15 protein-coding genes are annotated in these 17,352 nt (G+C 42.9%); 10 read left to right on the plus strand and 5 right to left on the minus strand.

Translation table 11 applies throughout. The annotated features are described in order from the left end of the window. Window positions 1–473: 473 nt before the first annotated feature. From J8Z24_RS03135 to J8Z24_RS03150, 4 genes are all read left to right on the plus strand, one after another. A complete protein-coding gene (locus J8Z24_RS03135; RefSeq protein WP_252095255.1) occupies window positions 474–1,997 on the plus strand; it encodes an autotransporter outer membrane beta-barrel domain-containing protein in 1,524 nt (507 codons plus the stop codon). Window positions 1,998–2,302: 305 nt separating this feature from the next. Beyond that, the gene (locus tag J8Z24_RS03140; RefSeq protein WP_125250636.1) at window positions 2,303–2,692 is read left to right on the plus strand and encodes a CsgE family curli-type amyloid fiber assembly protein; all 390 of its coding nucleotides are present in this window, start codon (window positions 2,303–2,305) and stop codon (window positions 2,690–2,692) included. Window position 2,693: 1 nt separating this feature from the next. Beyond that, on the plus strand, window positions 2,694–3,143 hold the full coding sequence (locus tag J8Z24_RS03145) for a curli assembly protein CsgF (RefSeq protein ID WP_373865584.1): 450 nt from the start codon (window positions 2,694–2,696) through the stop codon (window positions 3,141–3,143). Next, a complete protein-coding gene (locus tag J8Z24_RS03150) occupies window positions 3,144–3,917 on the plus strand; it encodes a CsgG/HfaB family protein (RefSeq protein WP_128731623.1) in 774 nt (257 codons plus the stop codon). A gap of 63 nt (window positions 3,918–3,980) precedes the next feature. Here the strand turns inward: J8Z24_RS03150 and J8Z24_RS03155 are convergent, their stop codons facing one another. Then, a complete protein-coding gene (locus tag J8Z24_RS03155) occupies window positions 3,981–4,904 on the minus strand; it encodes a manganese-dependent inorganic pyrophosphatase (RefSeq protein WP_252095256.1) in 924 nt (307 codons plus the stop codon). A 355-nt stretch (window positions 4,905–5,259) separates the two neighbouring features. On the opposite strand from J8Z24_RS03155, the gene J8Z24_RS03160 reads away from it, so the two are divergent. Together J8Z24_RS03160 and mutM are read left to right on the plus strand one after the other, a co-directional pair. Beyond that, complete coding sequence (locus J8Z24_RS03160; protein WP_176032487.1) at window positions 5,260–5,760, plus strand: hypothetical protein; 501 nt, start codon at window positions 5,260–5,262, stop codon at window positions 5,758–5,760. Between the two features lie 8 nt (window positions 5,761–5,768). Continuing rightward, window positions 5,769–6,578 carry a bifunctional DNA-formamidopyrimidine glycosylase/DNA-(apurinic or apyrimidinic site) lyase gene (gene mutM / locus J8Z24_RS03165; protein WP_128731621.1) on the plus strand — a complete coding sequence of 270 codons (810 nt, stop codon included), beginning with the start codon at window positions 5,769–5,771 and terminating at the stop codon, window positions 6,576–6,578. 308 nt (window positions 6,579–6,886) lie between these two features. Here mutM and J8Z24_RS03170 read toward each other — a convergent pair whose 3' ends face one another. Then, a complete protein-coding gene (locus J8Z24_RS03170; RefSeq protein WP_176032486.1) occupies window positions 6,887–8,506 on the minus strand; it encodes a flagellar assembly protein A in 1,620 nt (539 codons plus the stop codon). A 272-nt stretch (window positions 8,507–8,778) separates the two neighbouring features. Next, window positions 8,779–9,672 carry a LysR family transcriptional regulator gene (locus J8Z24_RS03175; RefSeq protein ID WP_125250630.1) on the minus strand — a complete coding sequence of 298 codons (894 nt, stop codon included), beginning with the start codon at window positions 9,670–9,672 and terminating at the stop codon, window positions 8,779–8,781. 111 nt (window positions 9,673–9,783) lie between these two features. Here J8Z24_RS03175 and J8Z24_RS03180 point away from each other — a divergent pair, with 111 nt between their 5' ends. After that, window positions 9,784–11,352 (plus strand): NADH-quinone oxidoreductase subunit L, encoded by a 1,569-nt coding sequence (locus tag J8Z24_RS03180; RefSeq protein ID WP_286037142.1) that lies wholly within the window; start codon window positions 9,784–9,786, stop codon window positions 11,350–11,352. Further along, window positions 11,352–13,766, plus strand: a complete 2,415-nt coding sequence (locus tag J8Z24_RS03185; protein ID WP_176032483.1) for a YbcC family protein — start codon at window positions 11,352–11,354, stop codon at window positions 13,764–13,766. The genes J8Z24_RS03180 and J8Z24_RS03185 overlap by 1 nt, the downstream gene beginning before the upstream one ends. Window positions 13,767–13,914: 148 nt before the next feature. Here J8Z24_RS03185 and J8Z24_RS03190 read toward each other — a convergent pair whose 3' ends face one another. After that, on the minus strand, window positions 13,915–14,775 hold the full coding sequence (locus J8Z24_RS03190; protein WP_128730764.1) for a YicC/YloC family endoribonuclease: 861 nt from the start codon (window positions 14,773–14,775) through the stop codon (window positions 13,915–13,917). Between the two features lie 155 nt (window positions 14,776–14,930). Between J8Z24_RS03190 and rph the strand changes: the two genes are divergently transcribed. Continuing rightward, complete coding sequence (rph, locus tag J8Z24_RS03195) at window positions 14,931–15,644, plus strand: ribonuclease PH (protein WP_010377321.1); 714 nt, start codon at window positions 14,931–14,933, stop codon at window positions 15,642–15,644. Between the two features lie 20 nt (window positions 15,645–15,664). Further along, window positions 15,665–16,309, plus strand: coding sequence for an orotate phosphoribosyltransferase (gene pyrE, locus J8Z24_RS03200; protein WP_125250626.1), 645 nt, complete (start codon window positions 15,665–15,667; stop codon window positions 16,307–16,309). Between the two features lie 130 nt (window positions 16,310–16,439). On the opposite strand, the gene J8Z24_RS03205 is transcribed toward pyrE, so the two are convergent. Continuing rightward, window positions 16,440–17,153: a response regulator transcription factor gene (locus J8Z24_RS03205; RefSeq protein WP_125250625.1), complete on the minus strand. Its 714-nt coding sequence runs from the start codon at window positions 17,151–17,153 to the stop codon at window positions 16,440–16,442. Window positions 17,154–17,352: the final 199 nt, after the last annotated feature.

Consider the following 17,352-nt stretch of genomic DNA (forward strand, 5'->3'; position numbering starts at 1 on the left):
AATCAGGCATTTTTATTGGTTTGCAAATTTAAGAATATATTATTTAGTTCTTTTTTGTGAGTGGAGATAAACTAAACGCGATGGAACTTTAGTCATACTTTTTTTGTAGTTAAATTTTTGATTTGTAATGAGATGTGATTTTTTATAGGTAAGTTGATGTAATTATGAGGTTATATATTTCATAAAATCTTTCTATTTATCTTCGGATGTTCCCAACTTAGAGTTAGAGATGGCAAAACGTAATGGAATATATTATTTCAGCATATCAAGGTGGCTGCTTTGATATAGATTATGTTTTTCACTCAAATGTAACACTCTGGTAACTGGCTTAGGTAGGAGCGGCTCAAATTATTGAGCCATAACAGGACGTTGATTAGGTGAAGGTGGTATTTAACTGAGTAAAGGCAACTGCTCAGACGCAACACTGAACACTTAATTTTAAAACAATATAATAAATCTCTAAGGAGAACAGTGTGAAGTTTTCAAAATCAATTGTGAGCTGCGCCATAGCACTTGCATTAACTCATTCGTTTGCTGCACAGGCTGATACAAAATCAGACAACAAAGCGCTTTCTACTTCTGCACTTTCACAAGTTGAGCAAATCAATGGTACTAGTAACCAGTTAAAGCTTTCTCAAACTTCAAGAAGCCACGGTGATAACGAACTAATCTCCGTTCAATCTGGTGTTTCCAACCTAACCGATGTAACAACAGTTGGTGATGATAATACGACGACAGCAGAGCAAAATGGTACAGGTAATGTTGCTATTATCACTACAACCGGTAATAACAATGAACAAGTGTACAGCCAAGACGGAGAGTCTAACGGCGCGCTTTCAGAAGTAACAGGTGATGATAACAACATTGATGTACAGCAATCAGGTGCTGGTCTGCTTGGTATTAATAACGAAGCGATTAACGTAGTAACCGGTGATCAGAATACCATCTCGGTGTCTCAAGGTTCCGGTGGTCAATGGTTCTATAACCTAGACATGCAAGGCAGCCAAAACGAAGTCTCTGCAACACAAACTGGCACTTGGAATGAGGCTACATTAGAGTCACTGCAAGGTGATATGAACCAAATAACCTTGACACAAGACGGCTTGTACAATCAATACAAGGTGGTGAGTTTACAAGGTAACGAAAACGAGATTGAATCTAGTCAAAGTGGTGATTTCAATGTGGTTTCAATTGAGACAATCACAGGTGATGATAATCAAATAGAAATAGAGCAATCAGAAGGTAATAATAATAGCGTTAGCGTGTTTGAAATTTCAGGCGATAGTAATGAGCTAGCGATAGAGCAAGAGGGTTCGGGTAACCAGTTTGAATCTGATTTACTTGTTGGTAGTGACAATGAGATAACCACAGAACAACGACGGGAAAACAATAACATTTTGGCAGATGTTGTTGGTGACAATAACGAGTTTAGCGCACTTCAGGTCGGCGATAACAATGATATGTACCTAGGTGTTGCAGGGAACAACAATGAGTTTTCAGCCGTGCAAATCGGTGATGGTAACGTTGCGCATATCACCAATTTCAACGGTAATGATAATGATGTTGAGGTGGTTCAAACCGGCAGCAATAATGAAGCACTTGTACAGTCATCTTATCCAAACGTGAACTTGGCAAGCAATAACAATGCGCTTGATATTACTCAAGATGGTGACAGCAATGGTGTCGCTGTGACAATGAGCAGTGTTTTTGAAAGTAGCGCTAACCAAGTTGATATTGCTCAGTCTGGAGAGTTCAATGCCATTGATCTGATGTTAGAAGGCAGTCGCAATATGTTAGACATCACACAAACTGGCACTAATAACTTTGTTATGGGGATGGGATCTGACGCTTTTGTTATCAATGGTGATGATAATGCCCTAACAATTAGCCAAATGGGTGATGGTAACTTGGTACAAGGTGGCATTACAGGCAGTGGTCAAAACATCACGGTTACACAAGTAGGCGACAATAACGTTGCTACAATAACGCAGCAGTAACTGCGAATAAACGGGGGCTTAGTGAGCAGGCCCCCGCTTTGTACTGGTATCAATTTGTCTTGATGCTTGCTCAATTCGAAGGAGTAAACCTGGCGCTAATAGCGTTAAAAAAGTCTTATTTAGAACCACTAAATGGCAAAATTTTAACGGTGTTATCGACAAGATTCTTTCGCCTCATAATACATCACTGAATGAAGCAAGTTGGTACTGTTTAGCCTATTTATCCTCAATTAATACTTGGCTCTAAACTGTAGTCTATAAGGAATACTCTCATCAACATCGCCAAAATAACGAGCAGATAAGTCATGACAAAAATAATAATACTACTAAGTGCGCAACTTTTTTTAGCCAATATAGCAGTGGCACAACAAGATGTTGAGATCGATGGTTTAGTGATGGATCAAAGTATTAGCCGGTTTGGCCATCAATTTTATTCCCAATTCTCACAACTTTGGCGAGATGTGCCAAATTCAACTGGAATTAACATTACGGTTAAAGAAACCGTTTTACCAAGAGCTGGTACTCGATTGGAAGTGTTAATGAATAATAAGCCTGTGTACGCAACTGCAATGGGAAGGCGAGGTGGCTCTGTTGACGAGCGTGTTGAAACCGCGATTTTTACGGTAATGGATGCGATGGCTAAGGCGCAGTATCAGCAAAGTGGGTCTGAAGATTTGGCAGCTAGTGGGTGGTAAAATGAAGATAATAAAAATAACATTGTTACTCGGTGTGTTGGGCTGTGTTCACAGCAAAAATAGTATGGCAACTGAGTTGGTCTACAAGCCAATTAATCCAGCTTTTGGTGGTAACCCGCTAAACGCCAATATGTTACTAAGTAAAGCGCAATCACAAAATAAACACCGAGCGCCGATCATTGAAAAGACTTATGATGAAAAGTTTCAAGAATCGCTAGAGCGAACATATCTCAATCGTTTGGTCAGAGAGATCACTGATGTGGCTTTTGGTGATGATGTAAAAGATAGTATTTTTGATCAAGATGCCACATTTATGAGTGGAGATTATCAGATCCAAGTGATCACAAGTACGCCAGACACCATTACGGTGAGGATTACTAACACTTCGTCAGGTGAAGAAACGATCCTAGAAGTTCCTAGGTTTTCAGTCTCTCCCGACGGAGGGTTTTAAATGTACCGACTAGTAGTAATTGCCATCACGCTCTTTGTAACAGGTTGCTCTAATCTGTCTCGTGTTTTACCTCCTTCGCAGAGTGCTGCTATCGCATTAACAGAAACACAAACGTTTGCAGAGCTAAAAGCGCTACCTAAGCCCAGAGGTCGAATACCTGTTTCTGTTTATTCCTTTCGCGATCAAACCGGTCAATATAAGCCACAAGATAATGTTAGCTCTTTTTCTACCGCAGTTACGCAAGGCGCAAACTCAATTTTGATGCAAGCGCTACACGAGACCGACTGGTTTATTCCGGTTGAACGAGAGGGGCTACAAAACCTATTGACCGAGCGTAAAATTATTCGTGCAGCCAATGATGACAACGATGCTGCGCCATTACCGCCACTTACAACTGCAAAAATTATTTTAGAAGGCGGGATCATCAGTTATGACTCTAATATTCGCACGGGTGGATTAGGTATGGAGTACTTTGGTATTGGTGCTTCAGAGCTTTATCGAGAAGATGTCATTTCAATTTATATGCGCGCTGTTGATGTGCGTACTGGGCAAGTATTATTGTCTGTTGCAAGCAGCAAAAAAGTACTCTCAATGGAAGTTCGAGCCGGTTTTTTTCGTTACGTAAGTTATAAGCGGCTGGCGGAAGCGGAAGCAGGGTTTAGTGATAATGAGCCGATGCATATTTGTGTGACTCAAGCGATTGAAAAAGCGTTAACGTTAATAGTGAAGCAAGGGATAGAAAAGGGGGTCTGGTCAGCGGCTAATGCTGTTTAGTGTACGGGCTTGGTCGTATAGAGTCAGGAGTAAAATGCCGAGGTAAGCACCTCGGCAATGGTATTACTGTGCAAAGGCATCTTGTAGTGGCGGGACTACTTGTTTTTTACGGCTTAGTACACCGTCTAACCATACTTTGCTTGCTTCTGGTTCAACATTATAGGCTTTAGCAATAATTGCTTCATCATCAGATGCGATTAGCATTTGTGAGCCTTCTTTCATGATGTCAGTCAGCAGTAACATCACACTGTGGCGATTACCTTCAGCTTTTAACTTGGCAATATCAGCGTGTAGCTCATCTTTGATGTTGTCGAACACAGCAAGATCAACGACTTCAAGTTGGCCGATCCCAACAAGGTTTCCATTCATATTGAAGTCTTTAAAATCACGCATTACTAAATCACGCACTGGAGTGCCATCAACTGCAGATTTTACTTTGAACATTTCCATGCCCAGTGCTTTTGCGTCATCAACACCAGCAATCTCAGCTAGCGCTTCAACACATTTAATATCTGCTGTAGTACAAGTCGGTGACTTAAAGATCACGGTATCGCTTAAAATTGCACACATCATGATGCCAGCAATATTTTCTGGGATTTCAACATCGTAAAAGTCATACATCATTTTGATAATCGTGTTACTACAACCGACAGGACGGATCCAACATTCTAGTGGGGCAGATGTGGTCAGATCGCCAAGCTTATGGTGGTCAACAACGCCGACAATCGTCGCTTTATCGATGTCATCAGGTGCTTGCGTCTTTTCAGTGTGATCTACGATGTAAACCTCTTCACCTGCGTAGCTCATTTTCAGCTCAGGCGCTTCAAAACCAAAACGGTCAAGGATAAACTGAGTTTCAGGTGATACATCACCTAAACGTGATGGGATTGCCTCTTCACCAATTTGATTTTTTAAATATGCAAGTGCGATTGCACCACAGATTGAATCTGAATCTGGGATCTTATGACCCACAACATACATTGCCATTGACGGAACTCCTAAAAATTTTGCCCACATTCTAGCAAAATAACTTGTTAATTAAATAGTCTAAATGTGCAATTTACCCCAGTTAGTTTGAGTTCAAGATAGCAAGCCTGATTTAGGAAAGCATTGGCTTTTATAGCTGTGAATGTGGTAACGAGCATCTATAAGTGAGGGAAACTTTAGCCTTATTCATCTGTGCTGATGTTATACTCATGAAATGAATAATTTCGCTATTTGATAAGCTTAGTTAAGCGCCAAAGCGAATCGCTAAAAGAGCTTACATTACCAAAAGTAGTGGCTAGCGAGCAGATAGCTATAAAAATAAATGCAAAAGGTCAGTAGACGCTAGGAGATGGCTATGATCCAAATGAGCCGTAAAGCATGGAATAACGTGGTTATATTTTCCATGCTGCTGATGATTTTCTTTCTCAATGGGTTACATTACAAATTGAATCCAACAGATGAAAAAATGGGAATACAGGCGGTGTTACCAGCGCAAAGCTTTATCCTGACAGTAGCTTTTCCTGGTTATAAGATTGAACGTATTGGTACTAGCTGGCGTATAGAACTGCCAAAAGGCGCGACGCAGTCTTATAGCGTATCAGAGCTTAGTGCGATGGTCTCAAGTTGGCAAAAAGCCCAGCTTAACGTTGTTGAAAAGCCACCACAACTAGGTGAAGCGCTTAGTGTCGCGCGTATTTGGTTAGCGACACATGAACTGCCATTAAGCTTTCAGTTATATCAACATAGCAACAGGCTGATTTTGTTTGATAAGCATAAGCAGCGCTGGTTTGAACTTGATGAAGCACAGGTGCGCGCCTTGTTTTTACCCATATTATTTAGACAGCAAGAAATATAGAGCTAATTATGCCTGAATTACCAGAAGTGGAAGTAAGTCGGTTGGGCATTCAACCCTACTTAACTGAACAAGTGATCACCCATGTAAAAGTCTATAACGAGAAGCTAAGGTGGCCTGTACCCCAAGACGTGCATTTGTTGGAAGGGGAGCAAGTCACCGCCGTGAAGCGACGCGCTAAATATCTCTTAATTGAGTCGGCTCATGGCACCGCAATATTGCATTTGGGTATGTCGGGGAACTTGCGCGTTGTTGACCAAGGTGAACCGCTTAAAAAGCATGATCATGTCGAAATTATCCTCGCTGGTGGCAAATCACTTCGGCTGAACGATCCCCGCCGCTTCGGGGCTTTTTTGTGGCAAGCAAAAGGAGCACTACACCCAACTTTAGCAAAACTGGGTCCCGAGCCTTTGACCGTTGAGTTTACTGCGGAGCATTTGTTTGCAATGAGCCGTGGTAAAAAGCAAGCAGTTAAGCAATTTATTATGGATAACCACGTAGTCGTGGGGGTAGGGAATATTTATGCGAATGAATCCTTGTTTAAAGCTGGGATCCACCCTAAAAAAGAAGCAGGAAAAATATCCCTTAAACGTTATCAGGCACTTGCGCCCATAATTAAGGAAACCCTTAGTGCGGCGATTAAACAAGGCGGTACTACGCTAAAAGACTTTGCACAAAGCGATGGTAAACCTGGCTATTTTGCCCAAGAGTTACTGGTGTACGGACGAAAAGGTGAGCCGTGTGTTACTTGTGAAACTTCATTGAAAGAAGTCCGATTAGGACAGCGAAGTACAGTGTATTGTCCCAAATGCCAACGATAAATAGTTTTAGAGTTTGCTTATTTTTTTAAGTTTGTTTTCGCAGTCGTTTGATTGGTATTGTATAAGGTAGAGCCTGTGTAGGAGAGTTGCTTTATGTCAGTCAGGCGATAAAGAGTTTGTGCTGCTGTAAAGTCTCCTTGCCCCCTGATAGAGCAACTCAGTAAAAATGTGGATCAAGCGTTGCCCTTTAGGTTTACCCAAGTGCGCCTTGTTCACGATTGCCCAACTTCTACTTTGACTATTGGGCGGCAAGTTGAGCACCGCGACCAAAGTACACTCAAGGAGCAAAAATCAAAGGTCAACAGGCTCTAGTTACCAGCCGTTTTAAAATCAATTTTAACTTGGTTATCTTGTAATGAGGCTGTGCAAGGTGGATAGCTGCGGGTTGTTTTATAAACGCGATCAAATATATGTATTTCAACGCCAGAATGCAGCGCTTTATTTGCAGATAATTTTGTATTTTCTAACAGTTCATGTAAGTCATGGTCGAGCTGATAGAGCTGCTTCTCTAGCTGCTCGGCTTGCTGGCAATAGTGCATTTGTGTCGCACCTATCTTTGTTTTTAGCTGTTGCTTTTTCTCCGTGTCTTTGACTAACTCTGCTTTTTCAATAGCTTGTTGGAGTTGGTCTAAAGATTCATTGGTCGCTGCGACTTCTTTGAATAATGTGTCGGTATCTTCAGTGATTTGAATCCCTTTACGGGCTAAGTAAATCATCATTTTAGCCCCAGAACCACTGCCTATCTCTCCTGCTACTATCATCTGAGCATCAATGATAGAGCCGCCGATGAGTTTGCCATTAGGGTGCTCCCCAGTGCCTACTTGAACCAGCCGCTGCGCTTTGATATCACAATGGTTACTTTGCTTATTGATAAATATATTTTCACCTTCAAGGTAAGTATACTGACCATGAGCGATCTCGACATTGCCTTTTGCGCTGAGTTTGCAAGTTAAGCCTTGTTCGTTATTTTGGTGGTCAACATGACCTATAACGCCACCTTTTACTTCGATATTCCCACCAGCAACTAGCTCTCCTGATTCTACTGTGCCTAATATCGTTATATCTCCTTTTGCTGTAACCCGCATGCCCGGTTCAACATTGTGTGTGACGACTACGCTCCCATTGAAGTCAACGTGGCCACTTTTTACAGTTACATCAGCAATGGTAAAAACATCGTCTACCCGCATACCGTTGCCTATGTCTGATGGACACCCCGCAATTGTTGCTATGAGCTCAAGAGGGTTACTGGGGTTAATTTCTGTACCTTCACCTGCCATCAACTGAAAAGACTCTCCTGCTTTGGCTTCTATGCTTTCACCCGTGACAGTAAACCCTTCTTTACCTGGGGTTGCTGGTCTTTGTGTAACCAGTAGATCTCCGGGGGAAACACTTGCGAGCTTGCCAAAATCACGCATATCCACAGTGCCATCTTCACGCATTCTTGGTTGTTTAAGGCGTTCTTTTAGCGTTTGTACATGAGGTAATAACTTAGCGGACTGACCATCTTGTGGTGGTCGACCTTGTGCGATGATGCCAGAAGCTTCTTCACCGGGAGGTAATTCAAACTGTTTGCTTAAAATCTTTTCTAGGTAGGCTTGCTTATAGCCACGACTAACGCCTGCTTTGATTATAACCTTCTTGGCTTCTTCTAATGCGATCGCTTTACCACCGCGTGCGGTTTTGAGTTGCCCAAAAGCTTGCATTTTGTCGTCGCTGAGTGTCACGGTAAATTCAGCGTCATATTGTTTCGCGACAACAAGCTGACTTTCAGGGAAGTCACTCTTGAAGTAAGCGTCAATAGATTCATGGTCAACTTCACAGTCGGCAAACTGCGACTTTTCAAGGGCTTCGATGATAAAGGCTGCACTTGGCGGTGAAGCAGATTTCACATCCATTAAAATGTTGCCATTATGCGCAAGTTTGAACACGATCATCGCCTCGTTTATTTTTTGTCCTATAACTTCAGCTTGCTAAATAAACGTTAATTGGTCAAGTGCTTAGGGTGATTTTCTTACCTAAATATGGGCTCAGTTACAAAACACTCGACTATTGTCCATTTACACTAACTTTATAGGGCAATATAGATGCCTCAACTTTGGGTGGGGGCAGTCTTGCTATATGGTAAATTAAGTCTCTGTGCTACTGAACGTTTTATCGCTTGATGGCATGCGTAATGAGTATGGTCGCTAACAATCTCAACTTAAAAGGCTTCAGGGTCGCTACGTGCTTTATGTAACAACAGCTTAATCGCTTCAGGGATGACTTTTTTATGTGTTGAAATAGCATAAAAATATTCATAAATATCAGGTAAGTCTTGATAGTGCGTTAACACCCCTTGAGCAATTTCGTCTTTTACCACCACTGCTGGCAATACCGCCACAGCACCACTGTCTCTTGCAAGCAGTCGCATCATTGCCATGTCATCCACCTCAGCAAGTATGTTAGGAAAGAACTGGTGTTGCGCGCATAAGGCATTAAAAGCAGTGCGGAGATCAGAACTGGCTGGGGGTAAAATCCAGCGGGTGTTAGCAAAGCCTTTTGGAAACAATGTATCGGGTTTGTTTTGAGGTGGGCCTACAATGGCTAGCGGTTGCTTTGCCACGAGCTGACATTGCCAGTATGGATCGGATGTATCCAAGTTAACGGTGCGGTTGGTTAGTACTAAATCCAGTTCGTGCTTGGTTAGTCCGTTTAGTAGCTCAGAGATACTGCCTGATTTCAATTTAAATTGAACATCACAGCGCTCCATCAACGGGGTGATGAATGCCTCGACAAAGTTACGTGAGAGAGTTGTTAAAACCCCAATCGTAACATGAGTGGTAGATTGCACGCCTTTACTTAATAACGCCTCAAGTTCCTGTCCTGTAGTAAAAATATCATCCGCATAGCTAAGTACTTTTTTACCCTGCTCGGTAAGTATTAACTGTCGGCCGCTGCGTTCAAATAATGCAACTCCGCTATTGTGCTCTAGCTGCTTTATCTGTGCTGAAAGTGCAGACTGTGACACATGCAGATCTTTAGCTGCTTGAGTCAGGTTACCTTGTTTGGCGACTTGCCAAAAGTAATAAAGGTGATGATAGTTGAGTCGGCTCATTTATACATAACAAAAACAGAACGAATAGTTAAATTATATCTATTTTTATTAAGTTAAAAAGGTTGGAATAATACTGATACCGTAAAATTCGATAACGAAGTGTAGAAATTGATGCTTACCACCTTGGTGATTTTACTGCTCCTCCATTTTGTCGTTGCCGCTTTTGTGATGGGAAAAAGCATGGCTCAAAATGGTTTTTTATTCCGTGTTACTAACCTTTTTGCTCTGGGCGTTGGCTTTTGTTTGGTGTTAGCTTGGGGGTATTGGAGTACCTCAAAAAGCAATGCAAACACACTGTTTGAAATAAACTTTTTGCGACTTTGTGTGGTTTCTCTTATTGGCTTTATGAGCTTTGTGTTACTGCGCTATTCAATTCATTACCTTGATGGCGACAAGTTACGAGGACGGTATTTTCGCAGCCTGCTGATCACATTGCTGTGTGTGACTGTGGTGGTATTAAGCAATCACTTGATACTATTTTGGGTTTCTTGGGTTGGAATTAGCCTAAGTTTACATCGTCTTCTAGTGTTTTATCCAAACCGGCCAAGAGCTGCCTTGGCTGCACATAAAAAGTTTATTTTGGCGCGGTTGGCGGAGTCAGCACTCTTAGGTGCTTTTATCTGTATCTATTTAACCACAGGCTCACTGCAAGTTAATGAAATATTGGAATTTTATTCGACATATACAGGCGCGATCACAGCTTTGGATCAAACCGCCGCCATTTTATTGGCTGTTGTTGCATTAATAAAGTGTGCTCAGCTCCCCGTTCATGGGTGGCTAATGCAGGTTGTTGAGTCTCCAACGCCTGTCAGCGCGCTGCTGCACGCCGGTATCATTAATTTAGGTGGTTTTCTGGTGATGTTATTTGGAGCCTTAGTCTTACGGGTAGAGGCTGCGAAGTGGCTGCTTTTAATTGTTGCAGGGATCACCACGTTATTAGCGTCGCTTATTATGACTACGAGGATCAGCTTAAAGGTTCGTTTAGCTTGGTCTACATCAGCGCAAATGGGGCTCATGCTGGTGGAATGTGCGCTTGGGCTATACGAGTTGGCGCTGCTACACTTGCTTGCTCACTCAGCGTATAAAGCACATGCCTTTCTTAATGCGAGTCAATGGGTTCATGAAGACTTAACTCGACGGATGAGCAAGCAAGTAGAGCCGCCTTTGTGGCAGTGGTTTGGCGCACTTGGTGTTGCCATGGGTTTGGTTTATGGTGCAGCAAGCAGTATCGGGTACCAAGGGCCTGTAAGTATTTGGGCACTGATGATAGGCGCACTGACAGTATGGTTGGCACTGCGGTTCGAAGCTCAGGTGCTGCGTAGCTATTGGAAAATACTCGGTATTGCGTTGGTACTACTGGTTGTGTACAGCGTACAGAAATGGTTATTACATTTTATGGTCGCTTTACCCGACGAGCTAAGAACACAGGCTTTTTCTGCTTCAGACGTATGGCTGCTCACCATAGTGATCACATTAGCGATAGTCAATTATCTACTTTACTATCGCGCCCACTTACCTCTGGTACAAAAGCTGTCTCGATTATTATATGCCGGTCTCTATTTGGATGAATGGATGACTAGATTGACCATATTACTTTGGCCTGTGCAGCTGCCTCGTACCAAAAAGCAAAAGTATCTCGCTAAACATCATTATACCCCCAACCTTGAGGAGCTGAAGTAATGTTCAATCACAGTAATAACCAGAGTGTATTGTCAGCGCCACAGCAACAGCAATTGCTCGACGCAGAAATGCGGATCGCGCCAACTTGGCCGCTTGATCAGTTAATTGCGGTTAATCCGTTTTGGGGGATAAAAGCCTTGTCATTTGATGTGGCGGTGAGCAAAATGAGTGCGTTGGCACAAGTTAACATGTTGATGCCCATTGATTTCTATCTTGAACAGTGGCTACAAGGGGCTATCGCGCCTGCTGCGCTACAACAAGCTGCCGAGTACTATCAGGTGCCGCGCAGCAATAATGAATTACTGAATTGGTTAAGGCAAAGTCGCCGAAAAGAGTTACCACATTGGCATACATTGGCTGATCTATTTGACCGCTACCGCTCTGAACACAAGATGCCATGGCAAGAGGAAATAACCCATCAAATTAGCCAATTTTGCGCTGCCCACTATCAGCAAGTGCAGCCTATCTTGAAACAAACCCAAGGACACAAAAAGCTCTGCGTTTATCGTCATTGGCATGAGACGGTTTCTCAAGATTTGGGCATAAGTATCGTGATGGGGGAACCAGGTTTAGTCGAATACTTTAAACAGTTACCGACAGAACCTGATACGGTAATAGCACTGACCGTTGAGACATTAGGCATTGAGTCCACAGCGATTGCGGACTACGCACATATGCTGCTGTTAGATATAAATGGTTGGGCGTCATGGGTTGGGTACGAGCGTTGGCAGGCTAATCTTACCGGCAGCCCAACTTCTGACATGCGGGCGCTATTGGCTATTAGAATGGCATGGGAGCTTGTGATTTGGCAGTATGTTAGTAAACGTTATCCTACGATGTTTAGTCAAATCAGCCATCATTGGAACAGGCAAAAGCAGCAGCTACCTAAAATCATCGCGGAGCATAAGCAAGCACTCTCGCCAAGGTTGTTATTCCAGCGTGCACTAGAGCTTAGCTATCAAACTAAGTTAGCTCAACAATTCGAGTCTAAGCAAGCACATGAGAGCAACGCAAATATACTACAAGCTATATTTTGCATTGATGTGCGCTCAGAGGTAATACGTCGGGCATTAGAAAAGCAGCACCTTGGTATTCAAACGATGGGATATGCTGGTTTTTTTGGCTTACCGATAGATTATCGAGCCTCAGATAGCGGCTTTGAGCGGCCACAACTACCCGGTTTATTAAAAGCCCCATTAAAGGTAACACAAATACACGAGCCACAATCGCTAACCACACAACGTCAACATGCGGGGCGCTGGCAGAGTTGGTCACACTCTGCCGCAGCTTCTTTTTCTATGGTTGAATCGATGGGGATGAGCTATTTTTACAAGCTGTTACGTAAAGTGTTTATGCTGTATCCCACCGCGCACCCTGTTGATAGCCACATAGGTACAACAGCATGGCGGCTCACTCAAGATGAAAGAGAGATTTCGGCTACTGAACAAGCTCAATTGGTTGCACCTATCTTAGCGGGTATGGGACTAACAACATTTGCAGATACAGTTTTGTTAGTAGGTCACGGAGCAAAAACCACTAATAATCTTCACGACGCGGGGCTACAGTGTGGCGCATGCGGTGGTCAATCTGGCGAGGTTAATGTAAAGGTACTCGCCCAGCTATTAAATGATGTTGCGGTGCGTAATGAGCTGATAAAACTGGGGGTGAAGATCCCTGTCACAACTCGGTTCATCGCGGCATTACACAATACTACAACAGAGCAAATTGTAACTTATGGCGAACTCAAACCAGAGATCAGTCAGTGGCTAAAACAGGCATCACATCTAGCCCGCATTGAGCGCTCAGAGGCACTTGCAATCAACCCAGATATTTTGTCACAGCAACAGCTAGAACTGCAGTTTAGCGCTCGAACCAAGGACTGGTCTCAAGTACGTCCTGAGTGGGGGCTTGCGAATAACGCTGGATTTATTATTGCGCCTCGACAGACAACGCAGGGGCTAGACCTACAAGGTCGAGTGTTCTTACATGAGTACGATTATCAGCAAGACCCAGAGTTAACTAAATTAACCTCAATTTTAACGGCGCCAATGCTCGTTACTAATTGGATTAATATGCAATATAACGCCTCAGTCACCGATCCTGGTAAGTATGGTAGTGGTAATAAAGTACTTCATAACGTGGTAGGGGGGCGAATAGGCGTTTTTGAGGGTAATGGTGGTGATTTGCGAATTGGTCTGCCACTGCAATCAGTTTATAACGGTGAAAAGTGGATGCACACACCACAGCGTTTGAGCGTAATAGTCCAAGCACCGACAAGCGCCCTTGAGCATGTGATGGCTGAGCATGAAGTGGTGAAACAACTGGTGGAAAATGAATGGTTATATTTAATTTCCATTTCACCAAAATGCAACGTACTAAAGCGATTTGAACGGGGGCAATGGCACAGAATTTAAGTCAAAATTGGTTTTTATTATCGCCATCAAGTGCCAAGTGTAATGAGATATGCAAGAGTAAGCTCAGCTAAAACTGCCAACAATATCACGGTATCGAACATAATGAGATATGTCACCAAATCGGTGACATATCTCAAAATATGGCTGGTTATTCGATGTTTTGAATTTGCTCGCGCATCTGTTCGATCAGCACTTTTAGTTCTACAGCGGCGTTGGTGATGTCGCTGTTGATCGACTTTGAAGCAAGGGTGTTAGATTCGCGGTTAAATTCTTGCATCATAAAGTCTAAACGACGACCACACGCGCCTCCTTTTTTGAGGATTTTGTGGGTTTCTTTAACGTGTGACTTAAGACGGTCGAGTTCTTCGGCAACATCTTGTTTTTGTGCAAGATAAATAAGTTCTTGCTCTAAGCGGCCTTCGTCAATGTCGGTTTTGAGTTCTTCAAGCTTTTGAGAAAGCTTTTCACGTTGCCATTTTGTCACCTCAGGCATGTGCCCTTCAACAATGGCAACTTGTTCTAATATACCGTCGAGGCGGGTGGTGATCATGGTCTCTAGATTTTCACCTTCACTTGCACGCGCCGCTTTAAAGTCTTCAACTAGATCGTCAAAGCCACTTAACAGCTCGCTGTTTACGGAGTCCAAATCAACTTCTTCGGCTTCCATCACGCCTGGCCAGCGTAGAATATCTACGGGATTGATGTCGCCACCACTTTGAGATTGCAGCCACTTTGCGCTTTCAACAAGTTGCTTCGCGAGTGCTTCGTTGACACTGAGTTGGCCTACGTGCGCTGGGTTGGCGGTGAACTTTAGGAATACTTCAACTTTGCCGCGTTGTAGGTGTTTACGCAGGCGCTCACGTATTACTGGCTCTAAGCCTCTAAATTGTTCCGGTGCGCGGATAAAGGTTTCAAGGTAGCGTTGATTAACTGAACGAATTTCCCAAACCCCAGTGCCCCAATCACCTTTCACTTCTTTGCGGGCGTAGGCGGTCATACTATGGATCATATAAAGTCCCTAAAATTTAGCTTGGTTTAACCGCAGCATTATAGCCGAATTTCCACACAGCCCTAAAGTGAATTTTATTTTTAGTCGGATCGCGTGGCATAGTCTTTGTGATCCCTTTATAATGTACGGCAAATTTTGATGATGGGGGAACGTGGATGCGTCCAAGCGAAAGAACTGCAAATCAGATCAGGCCGGTTACATTTACTCGTAACTATACTATGCACGCTGAAGGCTCAGTAATGGTGGAGTTTGGTAACACAAAAGTGTTATGCACAGCTTCTGTAGAAGCCGGTGTACCACGCTTTATGAAGGGGCAAGGCAAGGGCTGGATCACCGCAGAATACGGTATGCTTCCGCGCTCTACACATACGCGCAACAACCGTGAAGCAGCGCGCGGTAAACAAGGTGGCCGCACCATGGAAATTCAACGCTTAATCGCGCGTGCTTTACGTGCCGCGGTTGATTTAAAAGCGTTAGGTGAAAACACAATTACCATTGACTGTGATGTTATCCAAGCTGATGGTGGTACTCGTACTGCGTCAATCAGTGGTGCTTGTGTGGCATTGGTTGATGCACTAACGCACATGCGTGCAAAAGGCATGATTAATGTAAACCCATTAAAATTTATGATCGCGGCAATTTCGGTTGGGGTTTATAAAGGTCAGCCAATCACGGATCTCGAGTATCTTGAAGACTCAGAAGCCGAAACAGACATGAACGTGATCATGACTGAAACCGGTAAGCTCATTGAAGTACAAGGTACTGCTGAAGGCGAACCTTTCTCGTTTGACGAGCTAGACGAGCTACTTGGCTTGGCGAAACATTCAATTAGAGAAATTATTGATCTACAAAAGCAAGCGCTAGCATAATCAACACTCGGTAGGAAAACATGAAACAGTATCAAAAAGAGTTTATTGAATTTGCCTTAGAAAAGCAGGTGCTGAAGTTTGGTGAGTTTACGTTAAAATCAGGCCGCACAAGTCCTTACTTTTTCAATGCAGGCTTATTTAACACGGGTCGTGATCTTGCCCGTTTAGGCCGTTTTTATGCGTCAGCATTGGAAGATGCAGGTATTGAGTTTGATGTGTTGTTTGGCCCAGCATATAAAGGTATTCCTATTGCAACCACTACAGCGGTTGCCCTTGCCGATCATCACAATAAAGATGTGCCTTATTGCTTTAATCGTAAAGAAAAGAAAGAGCACGGTGAAGGCGGCAACTTAGTAGGTTCTGCACTTGAGGGTCGTATTATGTTGGTTGATGATGTTATCACGGCGGGCACTGCTATTCGTGAGTCAATGGAAATCATCGCTGCCAACGGTGCCGATCTTGCTGGTGTATTAATTGCGTTGGACCGTCAAGAAAAAGGCAAAGCTGAGCTTTCTGCTATTCAGGAAGTTGAGCGCGATTTTAATACTCAGGTAGTTTCTATCGTTAAGCTTGCTGATCTGATCACTTACCTTGAGCAACAAGGTGGTATGGATGCACACCTAGATGCAGTTAAAGCATACCGTGATAGCTATGGCGTAGCGTAATACAGCTCGCGTTTTGTATTATTGAGCGGTTAGGTTTACTAGCCGCCTATTCTCTTTTCACTTCTTTTACTTTGCGTTCGTACAATCAAAGGCACTATATTTTTCTGAGCGTTAAGTGAATTACTGATATTTAATTTAAACTGACTATGGGTATATGCCGTAGCGCCCAATTAGCTAGCTCAACGCGGTTGCGTGAGTTCGTTTTTTTAAACGCGCTATAGATATGAGTTTTTACTGTATGACTACTTATATTTAGCTTGTCAGCGATATCTTCATTTTTGGCACCCGCCGCGATTAGTTTGATCACTGATTTTTCTCTACAGGTGAGTATACTTAGCTCTTCACTGTTTAAGACTATATCGCTATTAGGCAGCGTTTGAGGGAGTGCAGCAAGTAGCTCACTAAATGCGGTAGAAATAGCACTTCGACAAAACCAAAGCTCACCTTTTAAGACTCTGCTAAGTCCTTTAAATAGAGTTTCGGGGGGGGAGTTCTGGTAAAGTAAGCCTTTCACATTACCAAGTAATGCTGTTTTTTCATTTACTTCTTCGGGATTGGCATTGAACAACAAAACTTTATGGGTTGCGGCCAATAGCTTAACTTCAGCACTTATCAGCTCGTTACAGTCTCGGTGTTCAGTATCCACCAAAAAAAGAGCGGTTTGTGCGCGTAAATTTGGCTCAGGAAGTCTGGTATCAACTTTAACCGAGCTGCCTAAGGTTTCTAACACTTTTATTAATAGTGTGTAGTTGGTAGAGCTTGTATCGGCTTTGGCGTGAGTTAAGATAAAAAAGTTGCGTTTTTGCCACTCGATGAAATCATTAGAGTTTTCCTTAGTAAGCATGGATGTACTCAATCCTTTTTTATTTTATTTAAAAATTAATATACATAGTTTTTACAAAAAGTTAAGTTTTTTATAATTTGGGTTTGCTGAATTAACGACTCTATTTTTGGCGTTAAAACGTTAGGCAATGAGACGCTATTGTTGAATTTTACTGGAGCTTCAGTGCTTTAGAATGGTCATGTAGGTAAAGGCCAGCTAC

It is taken from the genome of Pseudoalteromonas sp. SCSIO 43201 (assembly GCF_023716725.1).
Lineage (GTDB): Bacteria > Pseudomonadota > Gammaproteobacteria > Enterobacterales > Alteromonadaceae > Pseudoalteromonas > Pseudoalteromonas peptidolytica.

What these genes read in the sequence shown, in the direction of transcription:
- J8Z24_RS03140 (WP_125250636.1), top strand. Translation starts at nt 2,303, where the DNA reads ATGACAAAAATAATAATACTACTAAGTGCGCAACTTTTTTTAGCCAAT.
- J8Z24_RS03185 (WP_176032483.1), top strand. Translation starts at nt 11,352, where the DNA reads ATGTTCAATCACAGTAATAACCAGAGTGTATTGTCAGCGCCACAGCAA.
- J8Z24_RS03205 (WP_125250625.1), bottom strand. Translation starts at nt 17,153, where the DNA reads ATGCTTACTAAGGAAAACTCTAATGATTTCATCGAGTGGCAAAAACGC.
- J8Z24_RS03160 (WP_176032487.1), top strand. Translation starts at nt 5,260, where the DNA reads ATGATCCAAATGAGCCGTAAAGCATGGAATAACGTGGTTATATTTTCC.
- J8Z24_RS03175 (WP_125250630.1), bottom strand. Translation starts at nt 9,672, where the DNA reads ATGAGCCGACTCAACTATCATCACCTTTATTACTTTTGGCAAGTCGCC.
- J8Z24_RS03150 (WP_128731623.1), top strand. Translation starts at nt 3,144, where the DNA reads ATGTACCGACTAGTAGTAATTGCCATCACGCTCTTTGTAACAGGTTGC.
- J8Z24_RS03180 (WP_286037142.1), top strand. Translation starts at nt 9,784, where the DNA reads ATGCTTACCACCTTGGTGATTTTACTGCTCCTCCATTTTGTCGTTGCC.
- J8Z24_RS03155 (WP_252095256.1), bottom strand. Translation starts at nt 4,904, where the DNA reads ATGGCAATGTATGTTGTGGGTCATAAGATCCCAGATTCAGATTCAATC.
- mutM (WP_128731621.1), top strand. Translation starts at nt 5,769, where the DNA reads ATGCCTGAATTACCAGAAGTGGAAGTAAGTCGGTTGGGCATTCAACCC.
- J8Z24_RS03190 (WP_128730764.1), bottom strand. Translation starts at nt 14,775, where the DNA reads ATGATCCATAGTATGACCGCCTACGCCCGCAAAGAAGTGAAAGGTGAT.
- rph (WP_010377321.1), top strand. Translation starts at nt 14,931, where the DNA reads ATGCGTCCAAGCGAAAGAACTGCAAATCAGATCAGGCCGGTTACATTT.
- pyrE (WP_125250626.1), top strand. Translation starts at nt 15,665, where the DNA reads ATGAAACAGTATCAAAAAGAGTTTATTGAATTTGCCTTAGAAAAGCAG.
- J8Z24_RS03145 (WP_373865584.1), top strand. Translation starts at nt 2,694, where the DNA reads ATGAAGATAATAAAAATAACATTGTTACTCGGTGTGTTGGGCTGTGTT.